The 26,286-nt window shown below is 61.6% G+C and carries 24 protein-coding genes; 13 read left to right on the forward strand and 11 right to left on the reverse strand.

What is annotated here, in order from left to right; genetic code table 11:
* The first annotated feature begins 58 nt into the window (after nt 1–58).
* Entirely contained in the window at nt 59–895 is an 837-nt protein-coding gene (locus C7I85_RS18640) for a sulfite exporter TauE/SafE family protein (protein ID WP_106725506.1), read from the forward strand.
* Between the two features lie 137 nt (nt 896–1,032).
* On the opposite strand, the gene C7I85_RS18645 is transcribed toward C7I85_RS18640, so the two are convergent.
* The 5 genes from C7I85_RS18645 to C7I85_RS18665 all read right to left on the reverse strand — a co-directional run bounded on the left by C7I85_RS18645 (nt 1,033) and on the right by C7I85_RS18665 (nt 6,680).
* A complete protein-coding gene (locus C7I85_RS18645) occupies nt 1,033–2,661 on the reverse strand; it encodes an FGGY-family carbohydrate kinase (protein ID WP_106725561.1) in 1,629 nt (542 codons plus the stop codon).
* A gap of 70 nt (nt 2,662–2,731) precedes the next feature.
* Nucleotides 2,732–3,460: an SDR family oxidoreductase gene (locus C7I85_RS18650; RefSeq protein ID WP_106725507.1), complete on the reverse strand. Its 729-nt coding sequence runs from the start codon at nt 3,458–3,460 to the stop codon at nt 2,732–2,734.
* A gap of 22 nt (nt 3,461–3,482) precedes the next feature.
* Nucleotides 3,483–4,745 carry a sugar ABC transporter permease gene (locus C7I85_RS18655; RefSeq protein WP_106725508.1) on the reverse strand — a complete coding sequence of 421 codons (1,263 nt, stop codon included), beginning with the start codon at nt 4,743–4,745 and terminating at the stop codon, nt 3,483–3,485.
* Nucleotides 4,742–5,563 (reverse strand): ATP-binding cassette domain-containing protein, encoded by an 822-nt coding sequence (locus C7I85_RS18660; RefSeq protein WP_210203056.1) that lies wholly within the window; start codon nt 5,561–5,563, stop codon nt 4,742–4,744. Before C7I85_RS18660 ends, C7I85_RS18655 begins: the two co-directional genes overlap by 4 nt.
* A gap of 70 nt (nt 5,564–5,633) precedes the next feature.
* On the reverse strand, nt 5,634–6,680 hold the full coding sequence (locus C7I85_RS18665; protein ID WP_106725510.1) for an ABC transporter substrate-binding protein: 1,047 nt from the start codon (nt 6,678–6,680) through the stop codon (nt 5,634–5,636).
* A gap of 281 nt (nt 6,681–6,961) precedes the next feature.
* On the opposite strand from C7I85_RS18665, the gene C7I85_RS18670 reads away from it, so the two are divergent.
* On the forward strand, nt 6,962–7,978 hold the full coding sequence (locus C7I85_RS18670) for a LacI family DNA-binding transcriptional regulator (RefSeq protein WP_106725511.1): 1,017 nt from the start codon (nt 6,962–6,964) through the stop codon (nt 7,976–7,978).
* 204 nt (nt 7,979–8,182) lie between these two features.
* Here the strand turns inward: C7I85_RS18670 and C7I85_RS18675 are convergent, their stop codons facing one another.
* The 3 genes from C7I85_RS18675 to proV are packed head-to-tail and all read right to left on the reverse strand — an operon-like array spanning nt 8,183 to nt 11,256.
* A complete protein-coding gene (locus C7I85_RS18675; protein WP_106725512.1) occupies nt 8,183–9,046 on the reverse strand; it encodes a glycine betaine ABC transporter substrate-binding protein in 864 nt (287 codons plus the stop codon).
* Nucleotides 9,047–9,072: 26 nt separating this feature from the next.
* Nucleotides 9,073–10,002, reverse strand: a complete 930-nt coding sequence (locus C7I85_RS18680) for an ABC transporter permease (protein WP_106725513.1) — start codon at nt 10,000–10,002, stop codon at nt 9,073–9,075.
* Between the two features lie 21 nt (nt 10,003–10,023).
* Entirely contained in the window at nt 10,024–11,256 is a 1,233-nt protein-coding gene (proV, locus tag C7I85_RS18685) for a glycine betaine/L-proline ABC transporter ATP-binding protein ProV (protein ID WP_210203057.1), read from the reverse strand.
* 612 nt (nt 11,257–11,868) lie between these two features.
* On the opposite strand from proV, the gene C7I85_RS18690 reads away from it, so the two are divergent.
* From C7I85_RS18690 to C7I85_RS18710, 5 genes are read left to right on the forward strand one after another with little or no spacing between them, the layout of a single operon-like run.
* Nucleotides 11,869–13,077: an ABC transporter substrate-binding protein gene (locus C7I85_RS18690; RefSeq protein ID WP_106725515.1), complete on the forward strand. Its 1,209-nt coding sequence runs from the start codon at nt 11,869–11,871 to the stop codon at nt 13,075–13,077.
* Between the two features lie 32 nt (nt 13,078–13,109).
* Nucleotides 13,110–13,874 carry an ABC transporter ATP-binding protein gene (locus tag C7I85_RS18695; protein WP_106725562.1) on the forward strand — a complete coding sequence of 255 codons (765 nt, stop codon included), beginning with the start codon at nt 13,110–13,112 and terminating at the stop codon, nt 13,872–13,874.
* Nucleotides 13,874–14,584 (forward strand): ABC transporter ATP-binding protein, encoded by a 711-nt coding sequence (locus C7I85_RS18700; protein WP_106725516.1) that lies wholly within the window; start codon nt 13,874–13,876, stop codon nt 14,582–14,584. The genes C7I85_RS18695 and C7I85_RS18700 overlap by 1 nt, the downstream gene beginning before the upstream one ends.
* Nucleotides 14,585–14,590: 6 nt before the next feature.
* Nucleotides 14,591–15,478 (forward strand): branched-chain amino acid ABC transporter permease, encoded by an 888-nt coding sequence (locus C7I85_RS18705; protein WP_106725517.1) that lies wholly within the window; start codon nt 14,591–14,593, stop codon nt 15,476–15,478.
* Between the two features lies 1 nt (nt 15,479).
* Nucleotides 15,480–16,472, forward strand: a complete 993-nt coding sequence (locus tag C7I85_RS18710) for a branched-chain amino acid ABC transporter permease (protein ID WP_106725518.1) — start codon at nt 15,480–15,482, stop codon at nt 16,470–16,472.
* A 47-nt stretch (nt 16,473–16,519) separates the two neighbouring features.
* Here the strand turns inward: C7I85_RS18710 and C7I85_RS18715 are convergent, their stop codons facing one another.
* The 3 genes from C7I85_RS18715 to C7I85_RS18725 are packed head-to-tail and all read right to left on the reverse strand — an operon-like array spanning nt 16,520 to nt 19,602.
* Nucleotides 16,520–17,380 carry a carbohydrate ABC transporter permease gene (locus tag C7I85_RS18715; protein WP_106725519.1) on the reverse strand — a complete coding sequence of 287 codons (861 nt, stop codon included), beginning with the start codon at nt 17,378–17,380 and terminating at the stop codon, nt 16,520–16,522.
* Nucleotides 17,377–18,267, reverse strand: coding sequence for a carbohydrate ABC transporter permease (locus tag C7I85_RS18720; RefSeq protein ID WP_106725520.1), 891 nt, complete (start codon nt 18,265–18,267; stop codon nt 17,377–17,379). The genes C7I85_RS18715 and C7I85_RS18720 overlap by 4 nt, the downstream gene beginning before the upstream one ends.
* 42 nt (nt 18,268–18,309) lie before the next feature.
* Nucleotides 18,310–19,602 carry an ABC transporter substrate-binding protein gene (locus tag C7I85_RS18725; RefSeq protein ID WP_106725521.1) on the reverse strand — a complete coding sequence of 431 codons (1,293 nt, stop codon included), beginning with the start codon at nt 19,600–19,602 and terminating at the stop codon, nt 18,310–18,312.
* A gap of 283 nt (nt 19,603–19,885) precedes the next feature.
* Here C7I85_RS18725 and C7I85_RS18730 point away from each other — a divergent pair, with 283 nt between their 5' ends.
* From C7I85_RS18730 to C7I85_RS18755, 6 genes are all read left to right on the forward strand, one after another.
* Complete coding sequence (locus C7I85_RS18730; protein ID WP_245444998.1) at nt 19,886–20,767, forward strand: ROK family protein; 882 nt, start codon at nt 19,886–19,888, stop codon at nt 20,765–20,767.
* Nucleotides 20,764–21,534, forward strand: coding sequence for a GntR family transcriptional regulator (locus C7I85_RS18735; RefSeq protein WP_106725522.1), 771 nt, complete (start codon nt 20,764–20,766; stop codon nt 21,532–21,534). Before C7I85_RS18730 ends, C7I85_RS18735 begins: the two co-directional genes overlap by 4 nt.
* A 22-nt stretch (nt 21,535–21,556) precedes the next feature.
* Complete coding sequence (locus tag C7I85_RS18740; protein WP_106725523.1) at nt 21,557–22,348, forward strand: sugar isomerase domain-containing protein; 792 nt, start codon at nt 21,557–21,559, stop codon at nt 22,346–22,348.
* Nucleotides 22,349–22,512: 164 nt separating this feature from the next.
* Nucleotides 22,513–23,949 (forward strand): NAD-dependent succinate-semialdehyde dehydrogenase, encoded by a 1,437-nt coding sequence (locus tag C7I85_RS18745; RefSeq protein ID WP_106725524.1) that lies wholly within the window; start codon nt 22,513–22,515, stop codon nt 23,947–23,949.
* Between the two features lie 175 nt (nt 23,950–24,124).
* Nucleotides 24,125–24,892, forward strand: a complete 768-nt coding sequence (locus C7I85_RS18750; protein ID WP_146148898.1) for a hypothetical protein — start codon at nt 24,125–24,127, stop codon at nt 24,890–24,892.
* A gap of 278 nt (nt 24,893–25,170) precedes the next feature.
* Nucleotides 25,171–26,283, forward strand: a complete 1,113-nt coding sequence (locus C7I85_RS18755) for a LacI family DNA-binding transcriptional regulator (RefSeq protein WP_245444999.1) — start codon at nt 25,171–25,173, stop codon at nt 26,281–26,283.
* Nucleotides 26,284–26,286 lie beyond the last annotated feature (3 nt).

The following is a 26,286-nucleotide window of genomic DNA, read 5'->3' on the forward strand; positions in this document are numbered from 1 at the left end:
CCCGCCTACGCCTTTGTCGTCCCTGGCTGTCGCGCACAATTTCTGAAGGACTGTAGTTTTGGAACAAGCACTTGATCCGTCGATGCTCGACGGCCAGACAATCGTTGCTCTGATCGCGGGCTTTGCCGCCACCGGCGTCATTTCCGGCATCCTTGCCGGCCTGCTCGGCGTCGGCGGCGGCATCGTCATCGTGCCGGTGCTGTTCTGGGTGCTGACCCTGTTCCATTTCCCGGCCGCGATCACCAGCCATCTGGCCGTCGCCACCTCGCTGGCGATCATCATCCCCACCTCGATTTCGTCGATGCGCGCCCACGCCAGGCGCGACAATGTCGATCGGGCACTACTGAGCCTCTGGGGGCCGGCGGTGTTTGTCGGCGCGCTGATCGGCGGCATCATGTCGAAATTTATCCCCGGCGGGGGATTGCGGCTTGTGTTCGGCGTGGTCGGCCTTCTGGTGGCCGTCAACCTGTCGATCCCCAAGCATCTGGTGATTTCCAATCACCTGCCGAAGAGCGCCTGGGTCAATCGCGCCATCGCGACCGTTATCGGCTTCATCTCCGCACTGATGGGCATCGGCGGCGGCACGCTTTCGGTGCCGACGCTGGCGAGCTTCTCCTTCCCGGTCCATCGAGCGGTCGGCACCTCGTCGGCGCTCGGTCTGCTCATCGCCATTCCGGGGGTGGCCGGCTTCATCTGGGCGGGTCTTGGCGTTGCGGACCGGCCGCCGCTCAGCCTCGGCTTCGTCAGCCTGCCGGCGGTACTGATCATCGCGCCGATCAGCTATCTGGTCGCGCCATGGGGCGCGCACCTCGCGCATGTGTTGAATGCACGCTATCTCAAACTCGCTTTCGCTTTCTTTCTCGCAATCACCGCCGCCAGGATGCTGGTCTCTTAGAACGAGATGACTTTTCCTTGAATCGTCATCTCGCTCTAAGCTTTTGTTCTAGAAGCATGATCTTGTCCGAAAAGTCTGCAACTTTTCGGGATCATGCTCTAGGCGTCTCGATTGAGCACCGGCACATCAAGCGCCGGTCAACAGTTTCGCAACTGACGGGAGATATTCTGCAGCTGCTTGAATGCTTCGTATCGCTCGGAGTGGACTCCCGCTAGGGGACCTTCCACCGGCCTGTAGATACGAGCGGTGCCGGACAGGCTCGTCATCGCCTGGCGAACATCGGCGAACGCACTGGCGGCCACGGCACCCAGGATGGCGGACCCGAGCAAGACCGGCTCGTCTGAAACAGGAGCGATGACCGGCTTGCCGCTGGCGTCGGCAAGGATCTGGCGGACGAAATCATGCTGACCGGCACCGCCGCTGATGACGATCTGCTCCACATGCGCACCGGCCGTAGCCTGGGTGTCGATGATCTGCTTCAGGCCATAGCCAATGCCGCAGATGCCCGCGACATAGAGGGCCACGAGGCTGTCGAGATCGCGCTCCATCCCAAGGCCCGCGATCACGGCTCGGGCGTGAGGGTCGGCGAAGGGGGCGCGATTGCCGAGAAATTCCGGCACGACATGCATACCAGTTGCCAGACGCACCGCCTCGGATGCCGTACCCTTCTTTTCCGCCGCAAGGTTGGCGAGCATTACCGGCAAGGCCACGCCCTTCGACTCCGCTTGAGTTGCCGCTTCCAGAGCCGCCGGGTGGAAACGGAGAAGCTGGTCTATGGCCGCACCGGCAGCACTCTGACCGCCTTCGTTGAGCCACATGCCCGGCACCATGGCCGAGTAATAGGGCCCCCAGACACCGGGGACGAAAACCGGTTCTGCCGTGGAGGTCATCGTGCAGGAAGAGGTGCCGAAGACGTAGGCGAGATTTCGTTCGGGCCGCCCGCCGATGCCGACGGTTCCGATGCCACCCGCATGGGCGTCGATCATGCCAGCGGCGACCGCCGTGCCGGGATTGAGGCCCATTGCCTGTGCGGCCTCTTCCGTCAGCCCTCGGCCCAGCGGCGTGCCGGGCTCGACGATGAGGGTGCCGATCCGTGAAAAGCCCTCGTCAGCGAGTTGATCGAGGCCGATCTTGCGGAAGTAGGTCGGATCCCAGCGCTGCTCATGAGCAAGATAGGTCCATTTGCAGGTAACCGTGCAGGTCGAGCGGGCGAGGTCGCCTGTCGCTCGCCAGGTGAGGAAGTCGGCAAGGTCGAAGAACTGCCAGGCGGCATCGAAGATCTGCGAGCGATTTTCCTTCAGCCACAGGATCTTCGGCGTCTCCATCTCGGGCGAGATGCGTCCGCCGACGTAGCGCAGCACGTCATGTCCGAGCTCATTGATGCGCTCGGCCTGCTGAACGGCGCGGTGGTCCATCCAGACTATGATGTCGCGGTTTGGGTCCTCGGAGGGGCCGACCGGGAGCGGCCTGCCGCCATCACCCAGCACCACAAGCGAGCAGGTGGCATCGAAGCCGAGACCAACCACGGAGGCGGGCTCAATGCCGGCGGATGCCACGACCTCGCGCACGATGGCGCATACGGCCTGCCAGATCTCGGTGCTGGACTGCTCGACCATGGCGCCCGGCTCGCGGAACAGCGAGATGTCCCGCTTGGCAGTCGAGAGCATACGGCCGCCAAGGTCGAACAGGCCAGCGCGCGCACTTCCTGTCCCGACGTCGACGCCGATGACGTAAGCTGCGCTCTCCGGCGCTGACGTGCCAGACATATTGCTCATGGGCCCAACTCTCAAAAAGGTCTTCAGCTATCTAAGGGGGAACGCGCCCCTTTAATCGGCCTCAGAGATCGACGCTGTTCGGCAGGATCACGAGGTCGCGGATCGTCACGTTGCGGGGCCGCGAGAGCATGAACAGCACCGCCTCGGCCACCTCCTTCGGCTGCATCAGGCTGCCATTGGCGAGCGCCTCTTCCATCTTGGCCTTGGGCCAATCGTCCAGCAGGGCCGTGACCACCGGCCCCGGCAGAACCGCGCCAACGCGCACGCCATATTGTGCGACCTGCCGGCGTGTCGAATGCACAAAGGCCTGAACGGCAAACTTGGAGGCCGTGTAGATCGGTTCCCAGACGACCGGTACGACACCGGCGATCGAGCTGGTGAAGAGGATGTCACCCGACTTCTGCGCGATCATATGCGGCAGGACCGCATGGACGGAGCGGAACGCGGCGTTGATGTTGAGATTCAGCATCCGGTCCCAGGCATCCGGATCGCCTTCCGCCACCGGTCCCCCGATATAGGCGCCGGCGTTGGCATGGAAGATATCGAGCCGACCAGCCACTTCCAGGATGCGCGGCAGCATGCCGGAGACCTCTTCGGGCGCGAGAAGGTCGACGACCAGCGGCTTGGCGCGATCGCCAAGCTCTGCGCATAGGACTTCAAGCCTGTCCTTGGCGCGGTCGATCAACACCACGGTCGCGCCTTCAGCGAGAAGCGTACGCGCGCATTCCAGCCCGATGCCCGAAGCCGCACCGGTGATCGCTGCGACCTTGCCTTTCATGAGTTCTGCCATGGCGAATTCCTATCGAGTATTGTCAGGCGCGGCCGTGGCTGACGCGAGACCGGCGGGCGAGCGAGTCGACGATGACGGCGATCGCAAGAACCGCGCCCGTGATCATGTAGCGCAAGGACGAGCTGAGATTGAGAAGTGTAAGACCGTTGGAAATCGCCTGGATGACGATGATGCCCAACAGCGCGGAATAGGCGCTGCCCCGGCCACCGAAGAGGCTGGTTCCGCCGATGACGGCTGCCGCGATCGCGTTCAGGTTGACGTCACCGGTGCCCGCCTGCTGGCTCGACGAAGCCAGACGGGATGCGGCAAGAATGCCGCCAAGGGCCCCGAGCGTGGAACAGAGCATGAAGCCGCTCAGATAGATTCGCCGGACATTAATGCCGGAGCGGCGCGCGGCCTCGCGATTCCCGCCGACGGCGAACATGGAGCGCCCCCACTTGGTCTGGGTGAGCGCATAGTTGAGGATGACGACCAGCGCGACGAACAGGCCGAACATCCACGGCACGCCACGGCCGAGATTGAGGTAATAGACCGCGAATTCGAGCGCGGCCGTCAGCACGACGGCCTTCACCACCAAAGCACCCAGCGGCTGGGACGATAGGTTGACGGACCGGCGGCGCCGGCGATTGTTGAGGCCGACCGCAATCATGACCAGTCCAGGCAAGAAGGCCAGGGTGTGCGAGACCCAGTGCGGCATGACCATGACCTGGCCAAAGCGGACCAACGGCGAGGCGTAAGGCAGGTTGATGCTGCCGGTCGGCCCCAGGATGTAAAGCTGCAAGCCCAGCAGCGCGAGCAGGCCGGCAAGAGTGGCCACGAAGCTCGGCATTCCGAGCCGGTTGTAGAGAACCGCATAAAGCGCACCGACGGCCGCGCCGACCAGCAACGCCACAAAGATGGCACCGGCAACCGGCCAGCCTGAATTGACCCACAGCACGCCAATGATCGCGGAAGCGAGACCGCTCATCGAGCCGACGGAGAGATCGATTTCTCCAAGCAGCAGCACACAGACGATGCCGAGCGAGATGACCCCGACGGTCGCGCAGTCGAACAGCAGGTTCACCAGGTTGTTCGGCGCGAGGAAGACCGGATTGAGGATGCTGAAGACCGTCGAAATCACGACCAGACCGACAGCGACGGGCAACATGCCCAGATCACCGGACCGGATGCGGTCGATGAAGCCGCGCACCATGTCGAGAATGCCCTCGTCATGCTTGACGCGTTCGTCACTGCGGTCGAGGGCCTTGGCCTGGTTCGCCGCGTCCTTGGAAATTTGCTGGGTCATGCGGTTGTTCCGCCTACACTGGTGCTCTGGACCACCTTGCGCTCGTGACGGCGCGATACGGCGTTTTCCGTGGCGCCGGTGATGGCCGTGACAAGCTCGTGGTTGGAGGCGTCGGGGGTGAAGACCCCGTTGTTGCGACCGAGCCGCAAGACCACGATGCGGTCGGCAACGGCGCGGACATCCTCCATGTTGTGACTGATGATAATGACGCCGAGCCCGCGGTCGCGGACGCGCTCGATCAGGTTCAATACTTCCGCCGTCTGCGCAACGCCGAGTGCGGCAGTCGGCTCGTCGAGCATGATGATCTTGGGATCGAGCAGCAACGACCGGGCGATCGCGACCGTCTGACGCTGGCCGCCGGACAGCGAAGCGATCGGCTGACGTACCGAGGGGATGCGCGCGGCAAGCTCCTTCAGCAAGGTCCAGGCCCGTACTTCCATCGCCACCTCATCGAGGTTCCAGGGCGACAGCTCATGGCCCAGAAAGAGATTGGCGACGACGTCGAGATTTTCGCAAAGCGCGAGATCTTGGAAGACTGTGGCGATGCCGAGTTCGAGCGCCCGGCTCGGACCGTCGAGCGTAACCTGCTGGCCGCAGAATTCGATGCTCCCAGACGAGGCCTGGTGCACGCCCGCCAGGATCTTGATCAGCGTCGACTTGCCGGCGCCATTGTCACCCACCAGGGCTACGACCTCACCTGCGTGAACCTCGAGGTCGATGTCGGTCAACGCCGACACAGCTCCGAAATTCTTGGAAACCTGGCTCAGCCGCAAAATGGGGCTGCCCCTTTCCGGCATTGCGCTGACTTCTCGCACCATGGCTGAACTCTTTTGGACTCTGGGGTGTGTCCGGCCGGACCAAGCCCGGCCGGACACTCTTGGGAGGATATTACTGGGTAATGCCGAGTTTCTTGCAACCCTCGGCATATTCGCCGGTGCAGACTTCCTCGGCCTTCTGGATGCCCTTGTCGAAGATCTCCGCCTTGATGTTCTCAGCAGTCACGACTGCCGGGACGAAGAGTTCGGACGGCGTGTTGTAGAGGGTCGTCTTCGGCTCAGGCGTCTCACCCTTGGCCAGCTGTACGGCAACCTTGGCCGCGGCCGCGGCGACGATCTCGGACGGCTTGGAGATCGTGTTGTACTGGTCGCCCGAGATGATCAGCTGCAGCGCGGCGATCGTGGCGTCATTGCCCGTGACCGGCGGAACCGGCTTCACGCCTGCTGCCTTGAAGGCTGCGATGGCGCCACCTGCCGTGCCGTCGTTTGCTGCGACCACGCCTTTGATCTCTGCGCCGAAGCGAGTGACCTGGCCGGCGGCCCATTCCTGTGCCTTTGGCGGCGCCCATTCCGGCGTGTCGAATTCTGCGAGCGTCTTGTAGCCCGAGTCCTTCAGGCCGCGATGGATGCCGTCACGGATGAGGCCGGCTGCAGCATCGGTCGGAGAACCGTTGATCTCCAGCACGCCAGAACCTTCCGCGACGCCGCTTGCCTTCAGATGGTCGACCAGCGACTTGGCGATTGCATAGCCGATGCCCTGGTTGTCGAAGGAGACGTAGAAGTCGGCGGCCTTGTCCGGGATCGGGCGGTCATAGGCGATGACCTTCACGTCCTGGGAATGGGCGATCTCGACGAGTCCTGCGGCAGCCGAGGAATCGACCGGATCAAGCACGATGACCTTGGCGCCCTGAGCGATCACCGAATTGAACTGCTGCTGCTGCAAGGCAGCGTCGGCATTCGCGTTCTGGTAGATCACGGTGCAGCCCGAGCAGAGCTTCTCCATCTCTGCCTTGAAGCCCGGATAGTCGTGCTCCTCGTAGCGCGTCGACGCCTGGTCAGGCATCAGGAACGCGATCGTCGCCGACTCCTGAGCATAGGCCGAGCCCGCGAACATGGCGGCGGCGGCCGTGGTTGCCATCAACATAGTGCGAAAAATCATTTGTCTCCTCCTTGAGTGACCAATAACCCGTGTCGAGAGATCCGGTTTCATGCCCAAGGCCTCGTTGCCCCTTTTTCTTGAGCAAAGCGCGCAAATCACCATCCGACATCGACACGTGCCGACCCGGCCATGATCGTGGATTCTACCCGGACGCCTCCCCGGTCGACCCTACACAGCCAACCAACTTCATCGATTAAGCAAGGCAGCTCAATCGATGTAGCAAAAATTGCCACCTCCAGTTATTAATGTCAAGCTAGTGTCCGAAGGGGAGACAAGCGTTCGTGAATCGAGACAGGCAGACCAAGAAGACGACCATTTACGACCTGGCCGCGCTCGCCGGCACGTCAGCGAGTGCGGTTAGCGCGGTTTTGAGCGGCAACTGGAAGAAGCGCAGGATAAGTAGCCAGTTAGCCGACAAAATCACGCGACTTGCGGAAGAGCAGGGCTATGCCGTCAACATGCAAGCGAGCCTTCTCAGGCGGGAGAAGTCGAAGATCATCGGCATGATCGTTCCCAAATACGACAACCGCTATTTCGGCTCGATCGTCGAGACTTTCGAAAACATGGCGCGAGAGCGCGGGCTGTTTCCTATCATCACCTGCACGCGCCGAGATCCCGCGCTGGAGATCGAGGCGGCCCGAACCATGCTTTCCTATCAGGTCGAATGGCTGATCGCGACCGGCGCCACGGATCCCGACCGGATCACCGATATTTGCGCCGCCTCCGGCGTCAAAAGCCTCAACCTTGATCTGCCGGGATCGCGGGCACCTTCGGTGATCTCCGACAATTTCGCCGGCGCAAAGGAGTTGACCCGGCGTATTCTGGCTAATTCAGAGCGCAGGCTGGGCCAAGCCTCACCGCTCCTGTTCATCGGCGGGCGCGGCAGCGACCACAACACCGCCGAACGTGTTCGCGGCTTCCGCACCGCGCATGCGGAAGTGGGCGTGGCGGTCGATGAAAGCCATATTCTGGCCTGCGGCTATGCGCCGGAGAAGGCCGAGAATGCGCTGGATGCGTTGGCAAGCCGGGAGAAGCACCTACCCCAGGGCATGTTTGTCAACTCGACGATATCGCTCGAAGGGGTGATGCGCTGGATCAGGCGATCGGGCCATTATGATGGGCGGCCACCGGTCATGGGGTGTTTCGATTGGGACCCCTTCGCCGCGCTCCTCGGCGACAACATCGAAATGGTCCGCCAAGATGTCCCGGGCATGCTCAATGCCATCTTCGATATAATCGACCAAGGTTTGAGCCAGACGTCGCTCATCGAGATTCCGCCTGTCTTCATGGGTTCATGACAGACGCTCGATGACGTCAGCGACCCGGCTTCTGTGAGACCAAGGCCAAAAACCGGGCCGTTTCTTTGATACGGATGCCTATCGAGACTCGACCGGTTGAATCGTTCTCACTGGTCGATCGCCACCAACAACCCTCTACGAAGACAAAACAGACCGGCGGAAGATTGCCGCCGGTCCATTCGGCCGTCCAACAAGTTGGCTCGATTATTCGCCGAGCCATTCCTTCACCCGGTCCGGGTGGTCGGCGATGTATTTGTCCACCGCCTTGTCATAGGAGGTCTCCTGCGCATCGAACATAGCCACCTCAAGTTCGGGGATCGGTAGCTTCATGCGCGATAGAAGCTCCGCGGCCTTGGGGTTGTCCTGCTTGAACCCCTTGCGCGCGAGGATGTCTACATGCTCGGCCTTGCCGAGCGCACCCTTCGGGTCATCGATGTAACGGAGCTTGTATTTACCAAACATCCAATGCGGGCTCCAGGCCGTGGCGACGAACCATTTTTCGGAGCGCATGTCCCGGTCCACGGTGGTCAGCATGCCGGCCTCGCTGGAGATCTGCAGCTTGTAGTCGACGCCATAGTCCTTGATGGCCTGCTGGGAAAGCCGCGTCAGGCCGGCGCCCGGATCGATGCCCTGAATGGTGCCGCCGAGCTTCTCCTTCACATTGTCCTTGTTAAGGTCTTCGATGGAACTGATCTCGCTTTCGGGAACGTATTGCGGTACGACCCAGCCGAGTTTTGCGCCGTCATAGATGGTGCCGAGCGTATCAACCTTGGACTCCACACGCTTATGGTAGTCGGCGTGGGTTTCCGGCAGCCAAGCCATCATCATGGCGTCGAGGTCGCCGCGACTGACGCCCTGATAGAGCGGAGCGACATCGGTTTGCACCAGTTCCACCTTCTGCCCCAGCTTGTCTTCAATGAGTTTCGCAGCGAGCTTGGTGACGAATTCGGCGTCGGACCACGCAGCCCAGCCAAGCTTCACAGGCTTGTTGTCCTGCGCCAACGCGGTGGTGGCCATGCCACCTACCAGGAGCGCGGCCAAGCCAATGCGTCTCAGTGTTGTGAACATATCTTCTCCTTCTTGTTTTCGGGAGTTCAAGCGGCGGCTGACCGCCGCTCGTCATCAGCCGGAACGCGGACAGACGAACCCGTCTGATTGCGTCCGCTGGCTTTTCGGAAGGCAAGGAAACTCAGGAAGCCCGAACTACCCTTGCCGAAGCTCTGGGTGATGCGGTCGAGAATTACGGCCAGGATGACGACCGCTAGGCCGCCTTCGAAACCGGCGCCTACGTCTAGACGCTGGATTCCGGTCAGCACGGAGTTGCCGAGGCCGCCCGCGCCGATCATCGAGGAGATCACGACCATCGACAGAGAAAGCATGATAGTCTGGTTCACGCCGGCCATGATGGAGGGCATCGCGTTCGGCAGTTGCACCTTGAGCAGGAGTTGTGAGGGCGTACAGCCGAAAGCCAAACCCGCCTCGATGAACTCGGAATGCACCTGCCGGATACCGAGATTGGTCAGGCGCACCACGGGCGGCATGGCGAAGATGACCGTGGCGATTGTGCCTGGCACTGCTCCAAGGCCGAAGAACATCGCAGCCGGGATTAAATAGACGAAGGCCGGCATCGTCTGCATCAGGTCGAGCAATGGCCTCAGGAGGCTCGCCACCCGGTCCGAACGCGCCATTGCGATGCCAGCTGGAATGCCAATTACGACCGCGATGATCGTGGCCGAAAGCACCAGCGACAGCGTCTCCATCGTGCCCTGCCAAAGGCCCATATGGTCGATGAGGGCAAGCGACAGCAGCGCGAAGATGGCGAACTTCCAGCCCACGCGCCAGAGCGACAGGGCTGCCAGTATGGCAATGCCGGCAACGGGCGGGGTGCTGACCAGCAGGCTCTGGATGCCGCCGGTGACGAAGCCGATCGCCGCCGCGATCGCGTCCAGCGCGGGCGTGAAGTTGTCGAGAATGTAATTGACGGCGACGTCGGCGCCGTGGCCGACACTGAATTTGAAATCCATGTTTCTTCCCTTCGGTTCGGCTCAACCGGCGCGGTAGAGCGTTTCCAGAAGCGACGACTTGCTGATCGAGCCGACATAGCGGCCCTGGTCATCGACAACGGGAACGGGCCAGCGGCTCTCGGCCACCCGACCCAACACGTTCGACACGGATTCGCCCGCAGCTATGGGCTCGACGTCCTCCACGAAGGCGTTGCGATAGGGCTCCGCCACTTTGGCTTTGACCTTCTCGATCAGAGCATCTTGGCTGATCATGCCGTGATACTTCCGGTCTCGGCCGACGACGATTGCCACGTCGCGGCCCGAATGCTCCATCTGCTCCAACGTAGCCGCCACAGAGACGCCCTGCCGGTCGATGATGGTGAGCTGCGAATTGCGCGCGATGTCGCCGGCCTTGAAGACCTGGGAGACATCGACATTGCGGAAGAAGGAACGCACATAGTCGTTGGCGGGCTTCGACACGATCTCGTCCGGGGTGCCGACCTGCACGACCTTGCCGTGTTGCATGATGCAGATGCGGTCGCCAATGCGCATCGCCTCGTCGAGGTCGTGGCTGACGAAGATGATCGTGCGGCTGTTTTCGCCCTGCAGGCGCATCAGTTCGTCCTGCATCTCTGCGCGGATGAGCGGATCGAGTGCAGAGAAGGCCTCATCCATAAGCAAAATGGTCGGCTCGCTGGCCAGTGCCCGTGCCAGACCCACGCGCTGCTTCATGCCGCCCGAAAGCTCGTCCGGCCTGCTCTGCGCATAGGCCTTGAGGCCCACCGCATCGAGCGCCGCAAGCGCCTTTCCGGTGCGCTCGGCCTCACCCACGCCCGCGACCTCAAGCCCGAAGGCTGCATTGTTGAGGACATTGCGATTGGGAAGGAGCGCGAACGACTGGAACACCATGCTCATGTCGCGCCGGCGCAACTCGATCAACTCGCGCTTCGACATGTTGGTGATGTCGCGACCGTCGATTTCGATGGAGCCCGAGGTCGGCTCGATCAGGCGATTGAGAAGGCGGAGCAAGGTCGACTTGCCAGAACCGGACAGGCCCATGATGACGAAAGTCTCGCCGTCCATGATGTCGAAGCTTGCGTCGTCGACACCAATTGTACAACCGGTGGACGCGTGTATCTCCGATTTGCTCCTGCCTGCATGCGCCATTTCCAGCGCATGTCCTGAATTGTGTCCGAAAACCTTGTAAACGTTACTCAGGCTTACCTTGGAAATTTTCGAGGCATTCGACTTCAAGTTCTCAATATGATTTGGCATAATAAAAGAATAACACCTGCCATTATCGGCAGATAAAATCTCCTTTTCTGTGATTTACACAATGACATCCGTTTATGGAGTCATGACCAGTTGCCGAAAGCGCTGATAATAGGAATCGATATTCGGCTTCGCAAAGCTTTATATAGATGGCAATACGACGTCTGTCCACCCACAGGTTGCCTGCAATGCAACTGTGGGTGGCATACCCCCGGTACCGGGTAATCCATGACCGCCCAAGACGGAGCCGAACTCGTGACGTCAAAATGCGGTGTTCATGGGTTTTTCGAGGGCATTTTTGCCCGTCCGCTGCGTTGCAAGAGGAGTTGTAACGAAGCGAGAAATTGTGCGTTTTCGGAACGATTAGGTGAGCCTTGCTGGAACTCTTGACGCTGCCAAACCCACATTTCTGCTCGACTTCGACTTCCAGCGGGCAGGGGGCGACAATCTCCGCTCTAAACCAAAGTAGCCGTTCCCGGGATGCCGGCTCGTGTTACGTTGGGCCAGCGGATAGCTCAAGCACGATCAGGGGCGTGCTTTGCGTCCCGGAAGCGCCAACGTGAAAACACGGGTGCCTTCCATCGTAGCCAGCGTTTGCCATAAGGGAGGTTACGAATGATCAAGTCCTGTCTTGCCTCAGCAGTTCTCCTTGCGGCGATGGCCGCTCCAGCTTCCGCCGCCGGAATATCGGACGGCAAGATCAAGATCGGCATCTTGAATGACCAGTCCGGGGTCTACGCCGATTTCGGCGGCAAGTGGTCCGTCGAGGCCGCCAAGATGGCGGTCGAGGATTTCGGTGGAAAGGTGCAGGGCGCGCCGATCGAGGTGATTAACGCCGACCACCAGAACAAGCCCGACATCGCATCCAATATCGCACGCCAGTGGTATGACACCGAGCAGGTAGACGCGATCATGGAGTTGACGACCTCCTCCGTGGCGCTGGCGGTGCAGGATATCTCCAAGGAAAAGAAGAAGATCGACATCGTCGTCGGCGCGGCGACCACCGATCTTACAGGCAAGCAATGCTCGCCCTACGGGTTCCACTGGGCCTATGACACGCATTCGCAAGCTGTCGGGACCGGCGGTGCTCTGGTCGAGCAAGGTGGCGACAGCTGGTACTTCATCACTGTCGACTACGCCTTCGGCTATTCGCTGGAAGAACAGACCGCCAAATATGTGAAAGCTCATGGCGGCAAGGTGCTTGGCGAAGTGCGCTATCCGCTTGGCGCGACCGACTACTCGTCCTTCCTGCTGCAAGCCCAATCGTCGGGCGCCAAGATCATCGGCCTTGCCAATGCCGGCCTCGACACGTCCAACTCGATCAAGCAGGCTGCCGAATTCGGCATCGTCCAGGGCGGCCAGCGACTGGCGGCGCTGCTGTTCACATTGTCCGAAGTGCATGGGCTCGGCCTGAAGGCTGCACAAGGCGTGGTGCTCACCGAGGGTTACTACTGGGACCGTGATGACAAGAGCCGCGAGTTCGCCGACCGGTTCTTCAAGCGCACAGGCCGCATGCCCAACATGATCCAGGCCGGCACCTATTCCGCCGTGTTGCAATATCTCAAGGCGGTCGACAAGGCTGGCACGGATGATGCCGAGGCGGTGGCCAAGGAACTCCACGACATGCCGGTCAACGACGTCTTCACCAGCAATGGCAAGGTGCAGGCCGACGGTTCGATGGTGCACGACATGTATCTCTACCAGGTCAAAAAGCCGGAGGAGAGCAAAAGGGACTGGGACTACTACACTTATCTGGCGACCATCCCTGGCGACCAGGCGTTCCTGAAAGCCGAGGAAAGTGGCTGCCCGCTCGTCTCCAAGTGAGCGACGGAGCCACCGTGGCTGACGTGCCAGACATGGACTCGATCGACCTTCGGGTGGTGCTTTCTGCCCGCGGGCTGCGGCGTGACTTTGGCGGCTTCGTCGCCGTCAATGATGTCGACCTCGATGTTCATCACGCACGCATTCATGCCTTGATCGGCCCCAACGGGGCCGGCAAGACCACCGTCTTCAATCTGCTGACCAAGTTCCTGGAGCCGACCAGCGGCCGGATCGAACTGCTTGGTCACGACATCACCCGTATGCCGCCGGCGGCGGTGGCGCGGATGGGGCTGGCGCGTTCCTTCCAGATCTCGGCGATCTTCCCGCATCTCACGGTGCTGGACAATGTGCGCGTCGCGCTGCAGCGCCCGGGCGGGCTCAGCACTCAGTTTTGGCGGCCACTCTCGGCACTCGACCGGCTGACGCCGCGCGCCGACGAACTGCTGGATGCAGTCGGGCTCACCGACGTTCGTAACAAGCTTGCCGTTGATCTCTCCTACGGCCGCAAGCGTGTGCTTGAGATCGCCACCACGCTGGCGCTCGACCCAAAGGTGCTGCTGCTGGACGAGCCGATGGCCGGCATGGGGCACGAAGACGTCGGCACGATCTCTGACCTCATTCGTTCGGTTGCCAGGGGCCGCGCGGTGCTGATGGTGGAGCACAACCTCTCGGTGGTGGCCGACCTGTCGGACTGGATCACTGTGATGCAGCGCGGCAAGGTGCTCGCAACCGGCGACTATCCGACCGTCGCCGCCGACGAGCGGGTCAAGGTCGCCTATATGGGCATGGAGGAAGGCTGATGGCGGGCGCGGCGCCGTTGCTCAGCGTGCGTGGCCTGAACGCCTGGTACGGCGAAAGCCACGCGCTGCACGGGGTCGATATCGACGTCCATCGCGGCGAGACGGTTACGCTGCTCGGCCGCAACGGCGTCGGTAAGACCACAACGCTGCGCGCCATCATGGGGCTGATCCGCAAACGTACAGGCGAGATCGCTTTCGACGGGCAGGACCTGATGCGGTTGCCGCTGCACCGCACGGCATATGCCGGCATAGGCTTCGTCCCGGAGGAGCGCGGCATCTTCGCCTCGCTCACAGTCGACGAGAATCTTAACCTGCCGCCGGTCGTGGCCAAGGGAGGCATGAGCACCGAGGAGATCTTCGGGCTGTTCCCGAACCTTAAGGAACGACGCAACAGCCAGGGAATAAAACTCTCCGGCGGTGAGCAGCAGATGCTGGCGATTGCGCGCATGCTGCGCACCGGCGTCACCATGCTTCTGCTTGATGAGCCCACGGAAGGACTGGCGCCTGTAATCGTGCAACACATCGGCGAGCTTCTGATGACACTGAAGGCGCGTGGCATGACCGTCCTGCTAGTCGAGCAGAATTTCCGTTTTGCCAGCCGGGTCGCTGACCGTTTTTATCTGATGGAGCACGGCAAGGTGGTGAGCGGCTTCCCGGTCGGGGAGTTGTCGGCACATATGGACGAACTACACGACGTTCTGGGGGTTTGAGGCCGGATGACAACGATCTTCGGCATTCCCATCCAAGCTTTCCTCGGGCAATTGCTGCTCGGTCTCATCAACGGCTCGTTCTACGCCATGCTGAGCCTTGGCCTTGCCGTCATCTTCGGCATGCTGCGCATCATTAACTTCGCCCACGGTGCGCAATATATGCTGGGCGCCTTCGTCGGTTATCTTTTGCTCGTAAATCTTGGCATCGGCTACTGGCCGGCGCTGATCCTCGTGCCGCTGGCCGTTGGACTGTTCGGCATGATGGTCGAGCGGCTGGGGCTGTCCCGGCTCTACGGTATCGATCCGCTCTATGGCTTGCTGTTCACCTTCGGGCTAGCCCAGGCCGTAGAAGGAATATTCCGCTATTATTACGGCGTGTCGGGAAACCCCTATTCGGTGCCGCCGCTGCTGGCGGGCGGCACCAATCTCGGCTTCATGTTTCTGCCCAACTATCGCGGCTGGGTGGTGGTGGCCTCCCTGATCGTCTGCCTCGGCACATGGCTGCTGATCGAAAAGACGCGGCTGGGCTCCTACCTGCGCGCGGCAACCGAGAACCCGCGCCTGGTGCAGGCCTTCGGCGTAAACGTGCCACTACTGCTCACCTTGACCTATGGGTTAGGGTCGGCTCTGGCCGGCCTGGCTGGCATACTGGCCGCCCCGATCTATCAGGTAAGCCCGCTAATGGGGTCGGACATCATCATCGTCGTCTTCGCAGTGGTCGTGGTGGGCGGCCTGGGCTCGATCCTCGGCGCCATCGTCACCGGCTATATGTTGGGCCTTGCCGAGGGGCTGACCAAGGTTTTCTATCCTGAAGCCTCCAACATAGTGATCTTTGTCATCATGGCCATCGTGCTCCTGCTGCGGCCGGCCGGTCTGTTCGGAAGGGATGCCTGACATGGCCGAGACCACCTTGCGCAACGGCCGAGCTAGAAGCTCTTCGCGGCTGGAGCAGGGGCTGGTCGTGCTCGGCATCCTTGCGCTGCTTGCTGCACCCTTTTTCGTCTATCCGATCCTGCTGATGAAGATGCTGTGCTTTGCGCTGTTCGCCTGCGCCTTCAATCTTCTGCTCGGTTATACCGGCCTGCTCTCATTCGGCCACGCCACCTTTTTCGGCGGCGCCGCCTATTTTTGCGCCCATGCGGTGAAGGTGTGGGGCTGGCCGCCTGAAGCCGGCATCCTGCTCGGCGTCGTTGGCGCGGCAGGGCTCGGTCTCGTGATGGGCTTCTTCGCCATCCGCCGGCAGGGCATCTATTTCGCCATGATCACGCTGGCGCTGGCGCAGATGTTCTACTTCTTTTGCGTGCAAGCGCCATTCACCCATGGCGAGGACGGCATCCAAGGCGTGCCGCGCGGCTTCCTGTTCAGCCTGCTCGACCTCAACCAGCCGCTCAACATCTACTATTTCGTGCTGGCTGTGTTCCTTGCTGGCGTGTTCGCCATATGGCGCATCGTCAATTCGCCCTTCGGCATGATCCTGCGCTCCATCCGTGAGAATGAGAACCGCGCCGTGTCGCTCGGCTATTCGGTGGCTAACTACAAGCTCGCCGCGTTCGTGATGTCGGCGGCGCTGTCTGGCCTTGCGGGGGCGGTCAAGGCGATCGTGTTCCAGTTTGCGACGCTGACCGATGTGACGTGGCAGATGTCGGGCGAGGTCATCCTGATGACGCTCCTCGGCGGCATCGGCACCATGGTTGGTCCGATCGTCGGCGCTGGACTGGTGGTGGGGCTGGAGAATGCGCTGGCCACTTCCGGCTTCCCGGTCATGATCGCCACCGGCGTCATCTTCATGGCCTGTGTGCTGCTGTTCCGGCGGGGCATTGTCGGCGAAATCCAGGCCCGCTGGAATGCCCGACGCGAAAGCAGGTCAGGAAACAAGGCGCATGGCTGACCTTCGGCGTTGGATACACCGGCCACTGGGCTGGGGTGTCCAAAACGCTATCCCTTGACTGCCGAACTGACGATCGAATCCACGAAGAAGCGCTGCAGGAAAACGAACAAGACGAGCGGCGGCAGCACCGCGAGCGTCGCGCCGGCCATGACCAGTCCGGTATTAATGGCGCCGCGATTGTAGCTGAGCAGCCGGCTGAGGCTTATGACGATCGGATAGGCATTCGCATTGCCCTGCAGCACGGTGAGTGGCCAAAGATAGCTGTTCCAGTGGTAGACGAAGGCAAAAAGCGCCAGTGCCGCGATCGCCGGCGCGACGCTTGGCGCCACGATCTTGAACAGGATCAGCAGTTCCGATGCCCCGTCGACCCGTGCCGCATCGATAAGATCGTCCGGAACGCCGGAGATGAACTGCCGCATGAGGAATATGCCGAAGGCATTGGCAAGGTTGGGCAGGATGACACCCGCCAGGCTGGCGTTGAGCCCAATGGAGCCGATGACCCGATAGAGCGGAATGAGGGTCACGATGGGCGGCAGGAACATGGTCCCGATCAGCACCGAGAACACCAGGGTGCGCCCGCGAAAGCGGTATTTGGCGAACGCGTAGCCAGCCATCATGCTGGTCACGAGAATGCCGGCTGTGGTGATCGAAGCGATCAGCAGCGAGTTCCACATGGAGCGGCTGACATTGATGACGCCGGAGACCTTTTCGTAGGCTTCGAGACTGGGCGTGCGGGGGATCCACACCGGCGGTATCTGCATGCTTTCGGCTGGCGTCTTGAGGCTGGAAAGGACCATCCAGATAAGGGGAAAGGCGGACGCCACAGCGACCAGCAGCATCAGCGTGCCGACCAGCGCCTTGTGTCCCATTAGGCCTCGGCGCGAAAGGCGACCGCCCAGATTGCTCATTCGCTGTCCCTTCGGTTCATGAAGGCGAACAGCGCGCACACGACCATGATGAGTGCGAGCATCAGCATCACCGCCATTGCCGAGCCAAGCCCGCCCTGCGCCCGTTCGATGCCGACGCGGCGGATATGGAAGGTGAGCACATTGGTGGAACCCACCGGCCCGCCTTGGGTGATCAGCGCGACCGGCTCGAACACCTGCACGGCATTGATGATGGCGATGACCGCGCTGAACAGCAGAGTTCGCCGCAATAAGGGTAGCGTGATGAAACGAAACTGCTCGGTGCGACTGGCGCCGTCGAGCGTTGCCGCCTCGTAGAGGCTGCCGGGAATTTGGGTCAGCCCGGCGATCGCAAGCACGGTGAAATAGCCGACCTGCTGCCACACGTTGAGAAACACGATCGAAATCAGCGCCGAACGCGGGGAGGATAGCCAGGGCTGGGGGCCAACGCCGGCTAGGCTGAACATCTGGTTGATCGGCCCTTCCGTCGGCGCATAGAGTTTCGACCACACCAGGGCGACGGCAATCATCGGCACCATATAGGTGGAAAACAGCACGGTTCTCAGCGCCGTGCCGCCGCCAACATCCCGCTGGTAGACCAGCAGTCCGAACAGCACGGAAAGCGGCAGGATCAGGACTACCGACAGCCCTGTGTAGATCGCGGTGTTGACGAGCGCACCCTTGAAATCGCGACCAATGGAAGTCGGGCCGAATATCTCGCGGAAATTATCGATGCCGATGAAGCGCACGCTGGAAAACGGAGTCTGCGTTGACCAGTCCTGGAACGAGAGCCAGACAGTCAGCAGCATCGGGATCACAACGAAGACGCCGATCAGCGTTACGGCGGGCGCAAGCATGATGCCCGCCGAAGCGCGATAGCTGCTTGTCATCGATTAGGTTCCAAGGTGCCTCTCAGGAACCAGCGGCCCGCCCTATTTGGCGGCCCGTTCCAGAATGGAGGTTGCGTCGGTCTGCGCGTTCGCTTGCGCATCCTGGGCCGACGCCTGCCCGTATTGCAGGGCTTCCAGCGTCTGCTGCAGCGACTCGCTGAATTCCTGACCACCCAGCACCACGGGGAACGGCTTAGCGTCTGCCAGCACGCTGACATAGCCTGAGAGGAATTCGGATCCGAGCTTGTCCTTGTGCGCCTCAATGTCCGAGCTGCGCGAGGGCAGGATGCCCATCGACATCAGAATGTCCGACATCGCCGAGGCGCCGTTCTTGCCCGACTGCGGACTGTTCAGCCAGGCGAGGAAATCCCAAGCCGCCTTCTGCTCGGCCTCGCCGGCTTTGGCATTGACCACCGTCATCCAGGAATAGGAGATCGAGTGAGGCTTGTCGCCGCTCGGCCCGACCGGGATCGGCGCAGTTGCGATATTGGAGAACTTGTATCCCATGCCGCTCTTCAGCGCGCTTTCCCACCAGTTGGCCATGATGATCATGCCGGTCTTGCCGGAGACGAAGTTGTCTAGGAAGGGGCCCGTGGTGTTGGCGTCGGCGGTTGCCATGGATGGATCGCTGACGCCGTCCTTGATCAGTTCCTCATAGAGCTGGAAGGTCTCGCCGGCCTGCTTGCTGTTCAGCGTCGGCTTGCCGTCCTTGACCAAATCGCCGCCATTGGAAACCAGCAGCGAGGAGAAGGGGTGCACCACACCGGCAGCCCATGAATTGATCATGCCGAAGCCCTGCTGGCCGGCATCCTTCTTGGTGAGCTTCTTCGCCGCTTCCCTGAGCTCGTCCCAAGTCTTGGGCGGAGCCTCGATGCCGGCTTCCTTGAACAGATCCTTGTTGTAGTTCAGCGCATAGACGTCGATCTCGTTGGGGATGCCATAGAGCGTGCCACCAACCGAGGCGGCGCTGACTACACCGGCCGGCCAGGCCTGCTTGACGTCCGAAGCCACCGCCTCCGGTGCGGGAGCGACAAGCTTGTCGCGCGCCAATTCAGGCAGCCAGAGGTCATAGATGCCGCCGATCGTGGGCCCGTCGGAGCTGCCGCCCTGCGAGCGCAGTGTGGTGAGCAGATCGCCGAAGGGAACGGCGCGCACGGTCACCGCCACATCGGGATGGTCTTTCGAATAATCCTTCGCCGCCGCCTCCAGAAGAGCGACCGTCTCCGGCGACCAGTGCGTCAGGTATGAAATATTGATTGTCTCGGCCCAGGCCGAGACGGGCAAGATCGCGAGCCCTGCAGCAAGCGCGATTTTCGAAGTCCACGCCAAAGTCATCCCGTCCTCCCTCGGATATACTGTGGTTAGGCATAACGTTATGACGACTTTAGATCTGGTTGCAAGCGATAACTTTGCGGAGCCGGAGCGACGGCCGGCGGCAAGTACCTGAAGCAATGTCGCCTTTCCGATTTCAGTAGTGAAAACAGCGCTATGAAGAAAGAGGACTTTCTATCGGCGGACACAGCCTCTGCAAATCTGCTTGCAGATGCACCAGAGTCATTATAATGACTTTGTCATGCAAACGGTTTCGACCATCCGCCGCCTAGGGTTTTGACCAGCCATGTCGCTGATCCGCACACTCGCCATCGACCTCGGCGGCACAAACATGCGCGCAGCCCTTCACGATGGCGACGCTTCAAGGCTTGAGCCCATCGCGCGCGACGGCGCGCCTGCAAGCCTCGAAGAGTTTGTGACCCGTCTCCGCGGGCTCCGCGCCGAAATTGGCGGTGTCGAGGCGCTGGGCATCGCGGTTCCCGGACTTGTCGAAGGCACACGCTGCCGCTGGATACCCAACTTGCCTTATCTGGATGGGTGGGATCTGCAGGCGCTGTTTCCCGGCTTGCGTGTTGCCGTCGGCAATGATGCGCAGATCGCGATGATGGCCGAGGCATGCGAAGGCGCCGCGAGTGGGCTTTCCGATGCCCTTCTGCTGGCGATCGGTACCGGAATAGGCTCGGCGGTTCTCGCCGGCGGCCGTATCATCTCCGGCAGCCAGGGCGGCGCCTGCTCGTTCGGCTGGGCCTGTGCCGATCCGGAAGATGCCGGCGAAGATCGCAGTGGCTGGCTGGAGCGCAACGCATCCGGCCGCGCGCTGGATGGGATCGCCCGTGACCTCGGTTTGGTCGACGGCCGCGCCCTGATCGACGCGGCCCGGACGGGCAAAGCGAAAGCGATCGCGGCGCTCGACAAGCCGATGCGACGGCTTGGTGCCGCACTGGCCGGCGCGGTGGGCCTGCTCGATCCGCAGGTCATCCTTATTTCCGGTGGCATTGCAGAGGCGCTGGATGTGGTCGGTCCCGCATTGCTCGATGCGCTGAGAAGGCAATTGCCGCCGCATCTGCGCGGCATCGAAATCAGGCCTGGCGCCTTCGGCTCCCGGGCTGGCCTGGTTGGGGCTGCGCTGGCCGGCGCTGCCGGACCTGACTGGAGGCACATAAGATGACGGCCGCGAGCTTTCAGCAGCCGGATCGGCGACGCCCGGAACCGCTCTGGTTCCAGGTCGAGGAAGCGATCCGCGCCATCATCAAGAGCGGCGAATGGAGCACCGGAGACCAGATACCGGCGGAGGACCGGCTGTGCGCGCTGTTCGGCGTCAGTCGCATCACGCTTCGTCACGCGCTGCGCAATCTGGAGGATCACGGCCTGCTGCGGCGTGAACACGGGCGCGGCACCTTCGTGCGCTCGACCACGCTTGTCGCAGGTACGCGCGAGTTGACGAGCTTTACGCAGGAGATGCGCAACATCGGTGTTTCGGTGGGGTCGCGCATTCTCGACTGCAGCCTGACGAAAGCCGATGCTGCCACCGCGGCGGCGCTGCAAATCGAGGAAGGCGATCCGGTCGTGCGCATCCGACGCCTGCGGCTCGGCAATGACGAACCCATCGGCATTCAGACGGCGCAGCTTTCAGGCGCGCGGGTGCCGGGCTTTCTCGACTCAGGCCTTCTACAGGGCTCGCTCTACGAAGCGCTGGAGCGGCTTTACGGCATCGTTCCGCTTGAGGCCCAGGAAAGCTATCGCGTCGGCACCGTGCCGGAAGCAGACGCGGAATTGCTTGACCTTGCCGCAGGCACCCCGGCCTTCATCGTCGAGCGCATCACGACCGACGAGCGCGGGCCGTTTGAATATACGGTCTCGACCATGCGCGGCGATCGCTACGAGATCCGCTCGACGCTGCGCGCAGGCCGCGTTCCATCCAACCCCCGAAGCTGACAGCAAGCCAGGAGCATCTCGCGTGTCCGATTTCTACATACCTCGCCTCGTCACCCTCATCGAGAAGGCATCGAAAGCCAATGCCGAAGCCTTCGAGCAGGTCGCCAGCCGCTTTGCGGATACACTTCAGAACGGCGGTCTGATCCATTTGTTCGGCTCCGGCCATTCGGTTCTGCCCTGCCAGGAAGTGTTTCCTCGCTACGGCTCCTATGTCGGCTTCAATCCGCTCACCGATCCTCGGGTCATGTGGCACAACGTGCTGGGTGCCGGTGGCGTACGCGAGTTGCTGTGGCTCGAGCGGACCGAGAAATATGCGGACAAGTTCCTCGACCACCAGCCGCTCAACGAGGGCGACTCGATCATCATCTTCGGTCATAGCGGCCGCAATGCCTCAGGCATCGACACGGCCCTTTACGCGAAGAAACGCGGGCTTTTCGTGGTCGCCGTGACCAGCACCAACAATCTCGACAAGCCGGCCACCCACTCCTCGGGCAAGCGCCTGGCCGATGCAGCCGACCTCGTCATCGACACCTGTTCACCGATCGAGGACGCGATCGTGCCGATCGAAGGCTGGAGCCGGCCGGTTTCGGGTTCTTCGACGGTCCTGGCCATGATCATGGCGCATGAACTGATCGCCCGCACCGCCGACGCCCTGTCGAAGCGCGGCATTGAGCTGCCTGTCTTCGCCTCGCCGACCATCGCCGGTGTGACGCTGCACGACACGGACATGATCTACGGCGCCTACCGCGAGCGCATGCTAGAGGCGCAGAAGAAGCACCTGCCCGCCTTTCAAGCGACCATGCGCGGCGAGTGACGATCAGGGCTGGCGCCGCGTCCGCTGCGCCAGCTCGCAATTCATAGGAAAATCCGTTTAATTTATATAATTATGCGAAATTGCCATATAGATAAGGCTAGTGTTGTCTGTCGCTCAGCACGGGGGTGATGTCGCCGCCTCCAGATCACGCTAGCGAGGGACAGATGACGCAATACCCGGTTATTCAGCTCTACATCGACGGGACATGGAGGCAGACGGCTGAAAGCCTGCCGGTCATCAATCCAGCCGATGAAACGACTATCGGGAAAACACCCATTGCGACCCGTGCCGACCTGGACGACGCACTTGCGGCGGCTGAGCGGGGCTTCAAACTGTGGAGCGCGACCTCGCCGGCCGATCGTGCGGCAGTCATCATGCGGGCTGCGGCAATCATGCGCGAGCGGCAGGACGAGATCGCTCGCGCGATCACGCTCGAGCACGGCAAGCCGTTCGAGCAGGCGCGGCTGGAGGTCATACGAGGCTGCGAATTTTTCGAATGGGACGCAGGGGAGGGCCTGCGCACCTATGGCCGCGTGATCCCAAGCAAGCCGGGCATTCGCTACGTCGTCGTCCATCAGCCGATCGGCACGGTCGCGGCCTTCTCTCCCTGGAACTTCCCGCTGAGCCAGCCATGCCGCAAGGTCGCAGGCGCCCTGGCTGCCGGCTGCTCGATCATCTTGAAGGCGGCCGAGGAGACTCCGGCGGGAGCCGTCCACATTGCCCGCGCACTTCATGACGCGGGTTTGCCTGCCGGCGTTATGAACCTCGTCTTCGGCATCCCTTCCGAGATTTCGGAATATCTCATCCCGCACCAGCAGACGCGCCTGGTCGCCTTTACCGGCTCGACCGCCGTGGGCAAGCATCTCACGGAAATCGCCGCGCGACACATGAAGCCGGTGCTGATGGAACTCGGTGGACACGCGCCGGTGATCGTCTGCGAAGATGCCAACCCGGTCGCGTCCGGCAGGCTTTCGGCCGTGCGCAAGGCACGCAATGCCGGGCAGGTCTGCACTTCGCCAACGCGCTTCTTTGTCCACGAGTCCATCTACAAGCCCTTTACCGATGCCTTCGTCGAAAGGGCCAAGGCCGTCATCGTCGGCAATGGATTCGATCCGGCCACCGAGATGGGGCCGTTGGCCAACCATCGCCGCATCGAGGCGCTGGAAACGCTTGTCGCCGATGCACGGCAGAAGGGCGCGCGCGTGCTGACCGGCGGCGAGCGCATCCAAAATCGCGGCTACTTCTTCCCGGTGACGGTTCTGGCCGACGTGCCCGACGACGCGCGCGCCATGCGCGAGGAGCCGTTCGGACCGCTCGCGCTCATCAATCCGGTCTCATCGCTGGACGAGGCGATCGAAAAGGCAAATTCGCTGCCTTTCGGCCTGGCCGCATATGCGTTCACCGATTCAGCCTTCAACGTCGACCAGCTCGTTCAACGCGTTGAAGCCGGCAATCTCTCGATCAACACGCTGGAAGCGTCCGTCCCGGAAACGCCATTCGGCGGCGTTAAGGAAAGCGGCTATGGACGTGAAGGCGGTGCGGAAGGGCTGTCGCACTACACGGTGGTCAAGAACGTGTCGCACCAGATGCGCTATAGCTAAGCATTAGAAGCTATCGCGCTGACGAAGGAACGCTCAGGCCACAAGTGAATTCCCGTTGAGCTCAGCGGCCCGCCTTGGTCTCCAGGGCGGGCTTTATGCGTCTTGAGATCGGCGGCTGGAAGTTTTCTATGCGGTGATGCACAACTGGCCAAGTATTGTCTTGGGGGAAGTCGCCTTGGGGAAGTTTGGCCTGCGTTATCATCTGGCTGCGTTTCTGACGTTATTTCCGCTGGTTGGCCAGTCTGCGCCGTTGACGCCCAACGAAGGCGCAATTTCTTTTATCGGCACACTAACCGATGGCGACGGCAAGCCGGGCAGCTTCGCGATCGAAGCGGAGCTCAAGGACGGAGATTTCATCGGTCGAGGCCGCATCGTCACGAGCGACCATACGGTAAGGGGCGACATCACCCAGGGCTTCCTCGAGAACGGTCGCTGTTCGATCCGCATCGAGTCCGGACGAGCCCACGGCGACATCAGCGGCAAGTGCGACAGCGATAAAATCGACGGGCAGTTTGAAACCTTCTACCCTGGGAGTGGCTCGAAGCTGGGTGCTGTCAGCGGGATGGTGCGAACGACAGCCGAACCGGCGGCTGACGAAGACGTCCCGTTGCCGACAGTAAAGCTTACGTGCGTCTTTCAAGACCGCAAGGTCAGCTTCAAATGGGGCGAGCCGATCCAGTACAGCTTGGCCTTCAGCAACTTGGGCAGCCTGACGCTCACCCCTGAGGGTCTTTACAAGGCTGGCACCAGCACCGAGGGCCAGTTCGTCCGCATCGGGGACAAGATCAGGCTCGTCAGTGGTACCTGGTCGGGGGCGATCGGTAGCATCGAGCGCGATCGCTCGGGCGAGCCGGCGGTGATTTTCTACATCGAGAAGAATCGCGGGCCCGATGGTACCCATCTCGTCGACCCCTACACTACACACTGCACTCAGGCGCGATGAGCCTCGACAGGTTCGGCGGAACGAGCTTCTTCGTTCAAAGTTGAGATTGCAATGCGCGTTCATCGGCAGCGGAAAGCTGGCCGCGCTCGTGGCTGAACTCCGGTCTGGTTCATGAAGCGCCATGCCTACGAAATACTCGCCCAGGGTTAGCCTGACAGCCCCCACGTAAGCTACGCAACAATGTCCTTGTTTATGGGCAGCCTTATGACGAGTGGCCAGTTTGCCTGCTGCAACGCACAATAAAAACGTTTTTATTTTTCTTGAAATCGTTTTTAATCATGGGCAACTTGCTAACCGTGGAGGATGAAGAAGCAGGTATGGCCGAAGAGAAACCCGCAGGTAGCCGGCTTACGCCAACGATTAAGACGCTAGCGGCGCGTACCGGCTATTCGATCGGCACGATCTCGAAGGCACTACGCGGTTCACCGGTCGTTACCCCGTCGACCCGAGAGGCAATTTTCGCTGCCGCGCGGGAGCTGGGCTACCAAGCGAACGCGCGCGGCATGGCGTTACGGACCGGCAGGACCTACCAGGCGGCAGTGCTGATGCCTATTACTTCGGCCGCCGGATATGAATGGGATGGGGTCGAATACACTCAGATCCTCAGTGGCATCAGCCAGGCACTGGAAGGCAGTGACTACCAGCTTGCGGTACATGGCTACCGCAAATTCGATGATGCCTGTGCCATCGCCCGCCGCATTGTCGACCAGAGGCTTGCCGATGGGCTGATTTTCTCGGGCGTTCTCTCCGACGATGCCCGCATCACGATGCTGGTGGAGGCGGATTTTCCTTTCGTCTCACTCGGTCGCTGCCGTAAACCTTTCGTCTACGCTCATGTTGATATCGACAACGAGTGGGCGGCTTATGCTGCCACGGCGCGGCTGATAGCTGGCGGTCACCGGCGTGTTGCGCTCATTAATGCTGGGCCACGCTATTCCTATGCGTTGGATAGGATCGACGGCTTCTCCCGTGCTTTTCGCGAAGCGGGGCTCACCCCGTCACTCGATCTGGTTCGGGGCGGTGACTTGTCAACGCGTTTCGGTCGCGAAAGCACGCTGGCCCTTGTCAATCAGCCCGCTCCGCCGACAGCACTTGTATGCGTGAACGAATCCACGACGCTGGGAGCAATGTCCGCACTGGTCAGTCTCGGCCTCGCCGTCGGCGTGGACATTGACGTTGTCGCCTATGACGACATCAATGTCAGTGCCTATTTCAGCCCGCCCGTCACCACCTTCTACCAGCCCATCGAGGTGCTCGGCCGCAGGTTGGGCGAGTTCCTGCTCCGGCGCATGGCGGGAGAAAAACCCGCGCAGCTTGTCGAAATTTTCCGTCCGGAGTTGATCGGACGACAGCCGGACAATCTCGGCGGTCGCCTAATCGGCCCTGATTAGCAA

Source organism: Pseudaminobacter soli (ex Li et al. 2025), from assembly GCF_003012705.1.
GTDB lineage: Bacteria > Pseudomonadota > Alphaproteobacteria > Rhizobiales > Rhizobiaceae > Pseudaminobacter > Pseudaminobacter soli.

Excerpts from the sequence above, each read along its gene's own strand:
- C7I85_RS18645 (WP_106725561.1), bottom strand. The coding sequence starts at position 2,661 with ATGTCTGGCACGTCAGCGCCGGAGAGCGCAGCTTACGTCATCGGCGTC.
- C7I85_RS18650 (WP_106725507.1), bottom strand. The coding sequence starts at position 3,460 with ATGGCAGAACTCATGAAAGGCAAGGTCGCAGCGATCACCGGTGCGGCT.
- C7I85_RS18655 (WP_106725508.1), bottom strand. The coding sequence starts at position 4,745 with ATGACCCAGCAAATTTCCAAGGACGCGGCGAACCAGGCCAAGGCCCTC.
- C7I85_RS18660 (WP_210203056.1), bottom strand. The coding sequence starts at position 5,563 with ATGGTGCGAGAAGTCAGCGCAATGCCGGAAAGGGGCAGCCCCATTTTG.
- C7I85_RS18665 (WP_106725510.1), bottom strand. The coding sequence starts at position 6,680 with ATGATTTTTCGCACTATGTTGATGGCAACCACGGCCGCCGCCGCCATG.
- C7I85_RS18675 (WP_106725512.1), bottom strand. The coding sequence starts at position 9,046 with ATGTTCACAACACTGAGACGCATTGGCTTGGCCGCGCTCCTGGTAGGT.
- C7I85_RS18680 (WP_106725513.1), bottom strand. The coding sequence starts at position 10,002 with ATGGATTTCAAATTCAGTGTCGGCCACGGCGCCGACGTCGCCGTCAAT.
- proV (WP_210203057.1), bottom strand. The coding sequence starts at position 11,256 with ATGCCAAATCATATTGAGAACTTGAAGTCGAATGCCTCGAAAATTTCC.
- C7I85_RS18690 (WP_106725515.1), top strand. The coding sequence starts at position 11,869 with ATGATCAAGTCCTGTCTTGCCTCAGCAGTTCTCCTTGCGGCGATGGCC.
- C7I85_RS18695 (WP_106725562.1), top strand. The coding sequence starts at position 13,110 with ATGGACTCGATCGACCTTCGGGTGGTGCTTTCTGCCCGCGGGCTGCGG.
- C7I85_RS18700 (WP_106725516.1), top strand. The coding sequence starts at position 13,874 with ATGGCGGGCGCGGCGCCGTTGCTCAGCGTGCGTGGCCTGAACGCCTGG.
- C7I85_RS18705 (WP_106725517.1), top strand. The coding sequence starts at position 14,591 with ATGACAACGATCTTCGGCATTCCCATCCAAGCTTTCCTCGGGCAATTG.
- C7I85_RS18710 (WP_106725518.1), top strand. The coding sequence starts at position 15,480 with ATGGCCGAGACCACCTTGCGCAACGGCCGAGCTAGAAGCTCTTCGCGG.
- C7I85_RS18715 (WP_106725519.1), bottom strand. The coding sequence starts at position 17,380 with ATGAGCAATCTGGGCGGTCGCCTTTCGCGCCGAGGCCTAATGGGACAC.
- C7I85_RS18720 (WP_106725520.1), bottom strand. The coding sequence starts at position 18,267 with ATGACAAGCAGCTATCGCGCTTCGGCGGGCATCATGCTTGCGCCCGCC.
- C7I85_RS18725 (WP_106725521.1), bottom strand. The coding sequence starts at position 19,602 with ATGACTTTGGCGTGGACTTCGAAAATCGCGCTTGCTGCAGGGCTCGCG.
- C7I85_RS18730 (WP_245444998.1), top strand. The coding sequence starts at position 19,886 with ATGTCGCTGATCCGCACACTCGCCATCGACCTCGGCGGCACAAACATG.
- C7I85_RS18735 (WP_106725522.1), top strand. The coding sequence starts at position 20,764 with ATGACGGCCGCGAGCTTTCAGCAGCCGGATCGGCGACGCCCGGAACCG.
- C7I85_RS18745 (WP_106725524.1), top strand. The coding sequence starts at position 22,513 with ATGACGCAATACCCGGTTATTCAGCTCTACATCGACGGGACATGGAGG.
- C7I85_RS18755 (WP_245444999.1), top strand. The coding sequence starts at position 25,171 with ATGGGCAACTTGCTAACCGTGGAGGATGAAGAAGCAGGTATGGCCGAA.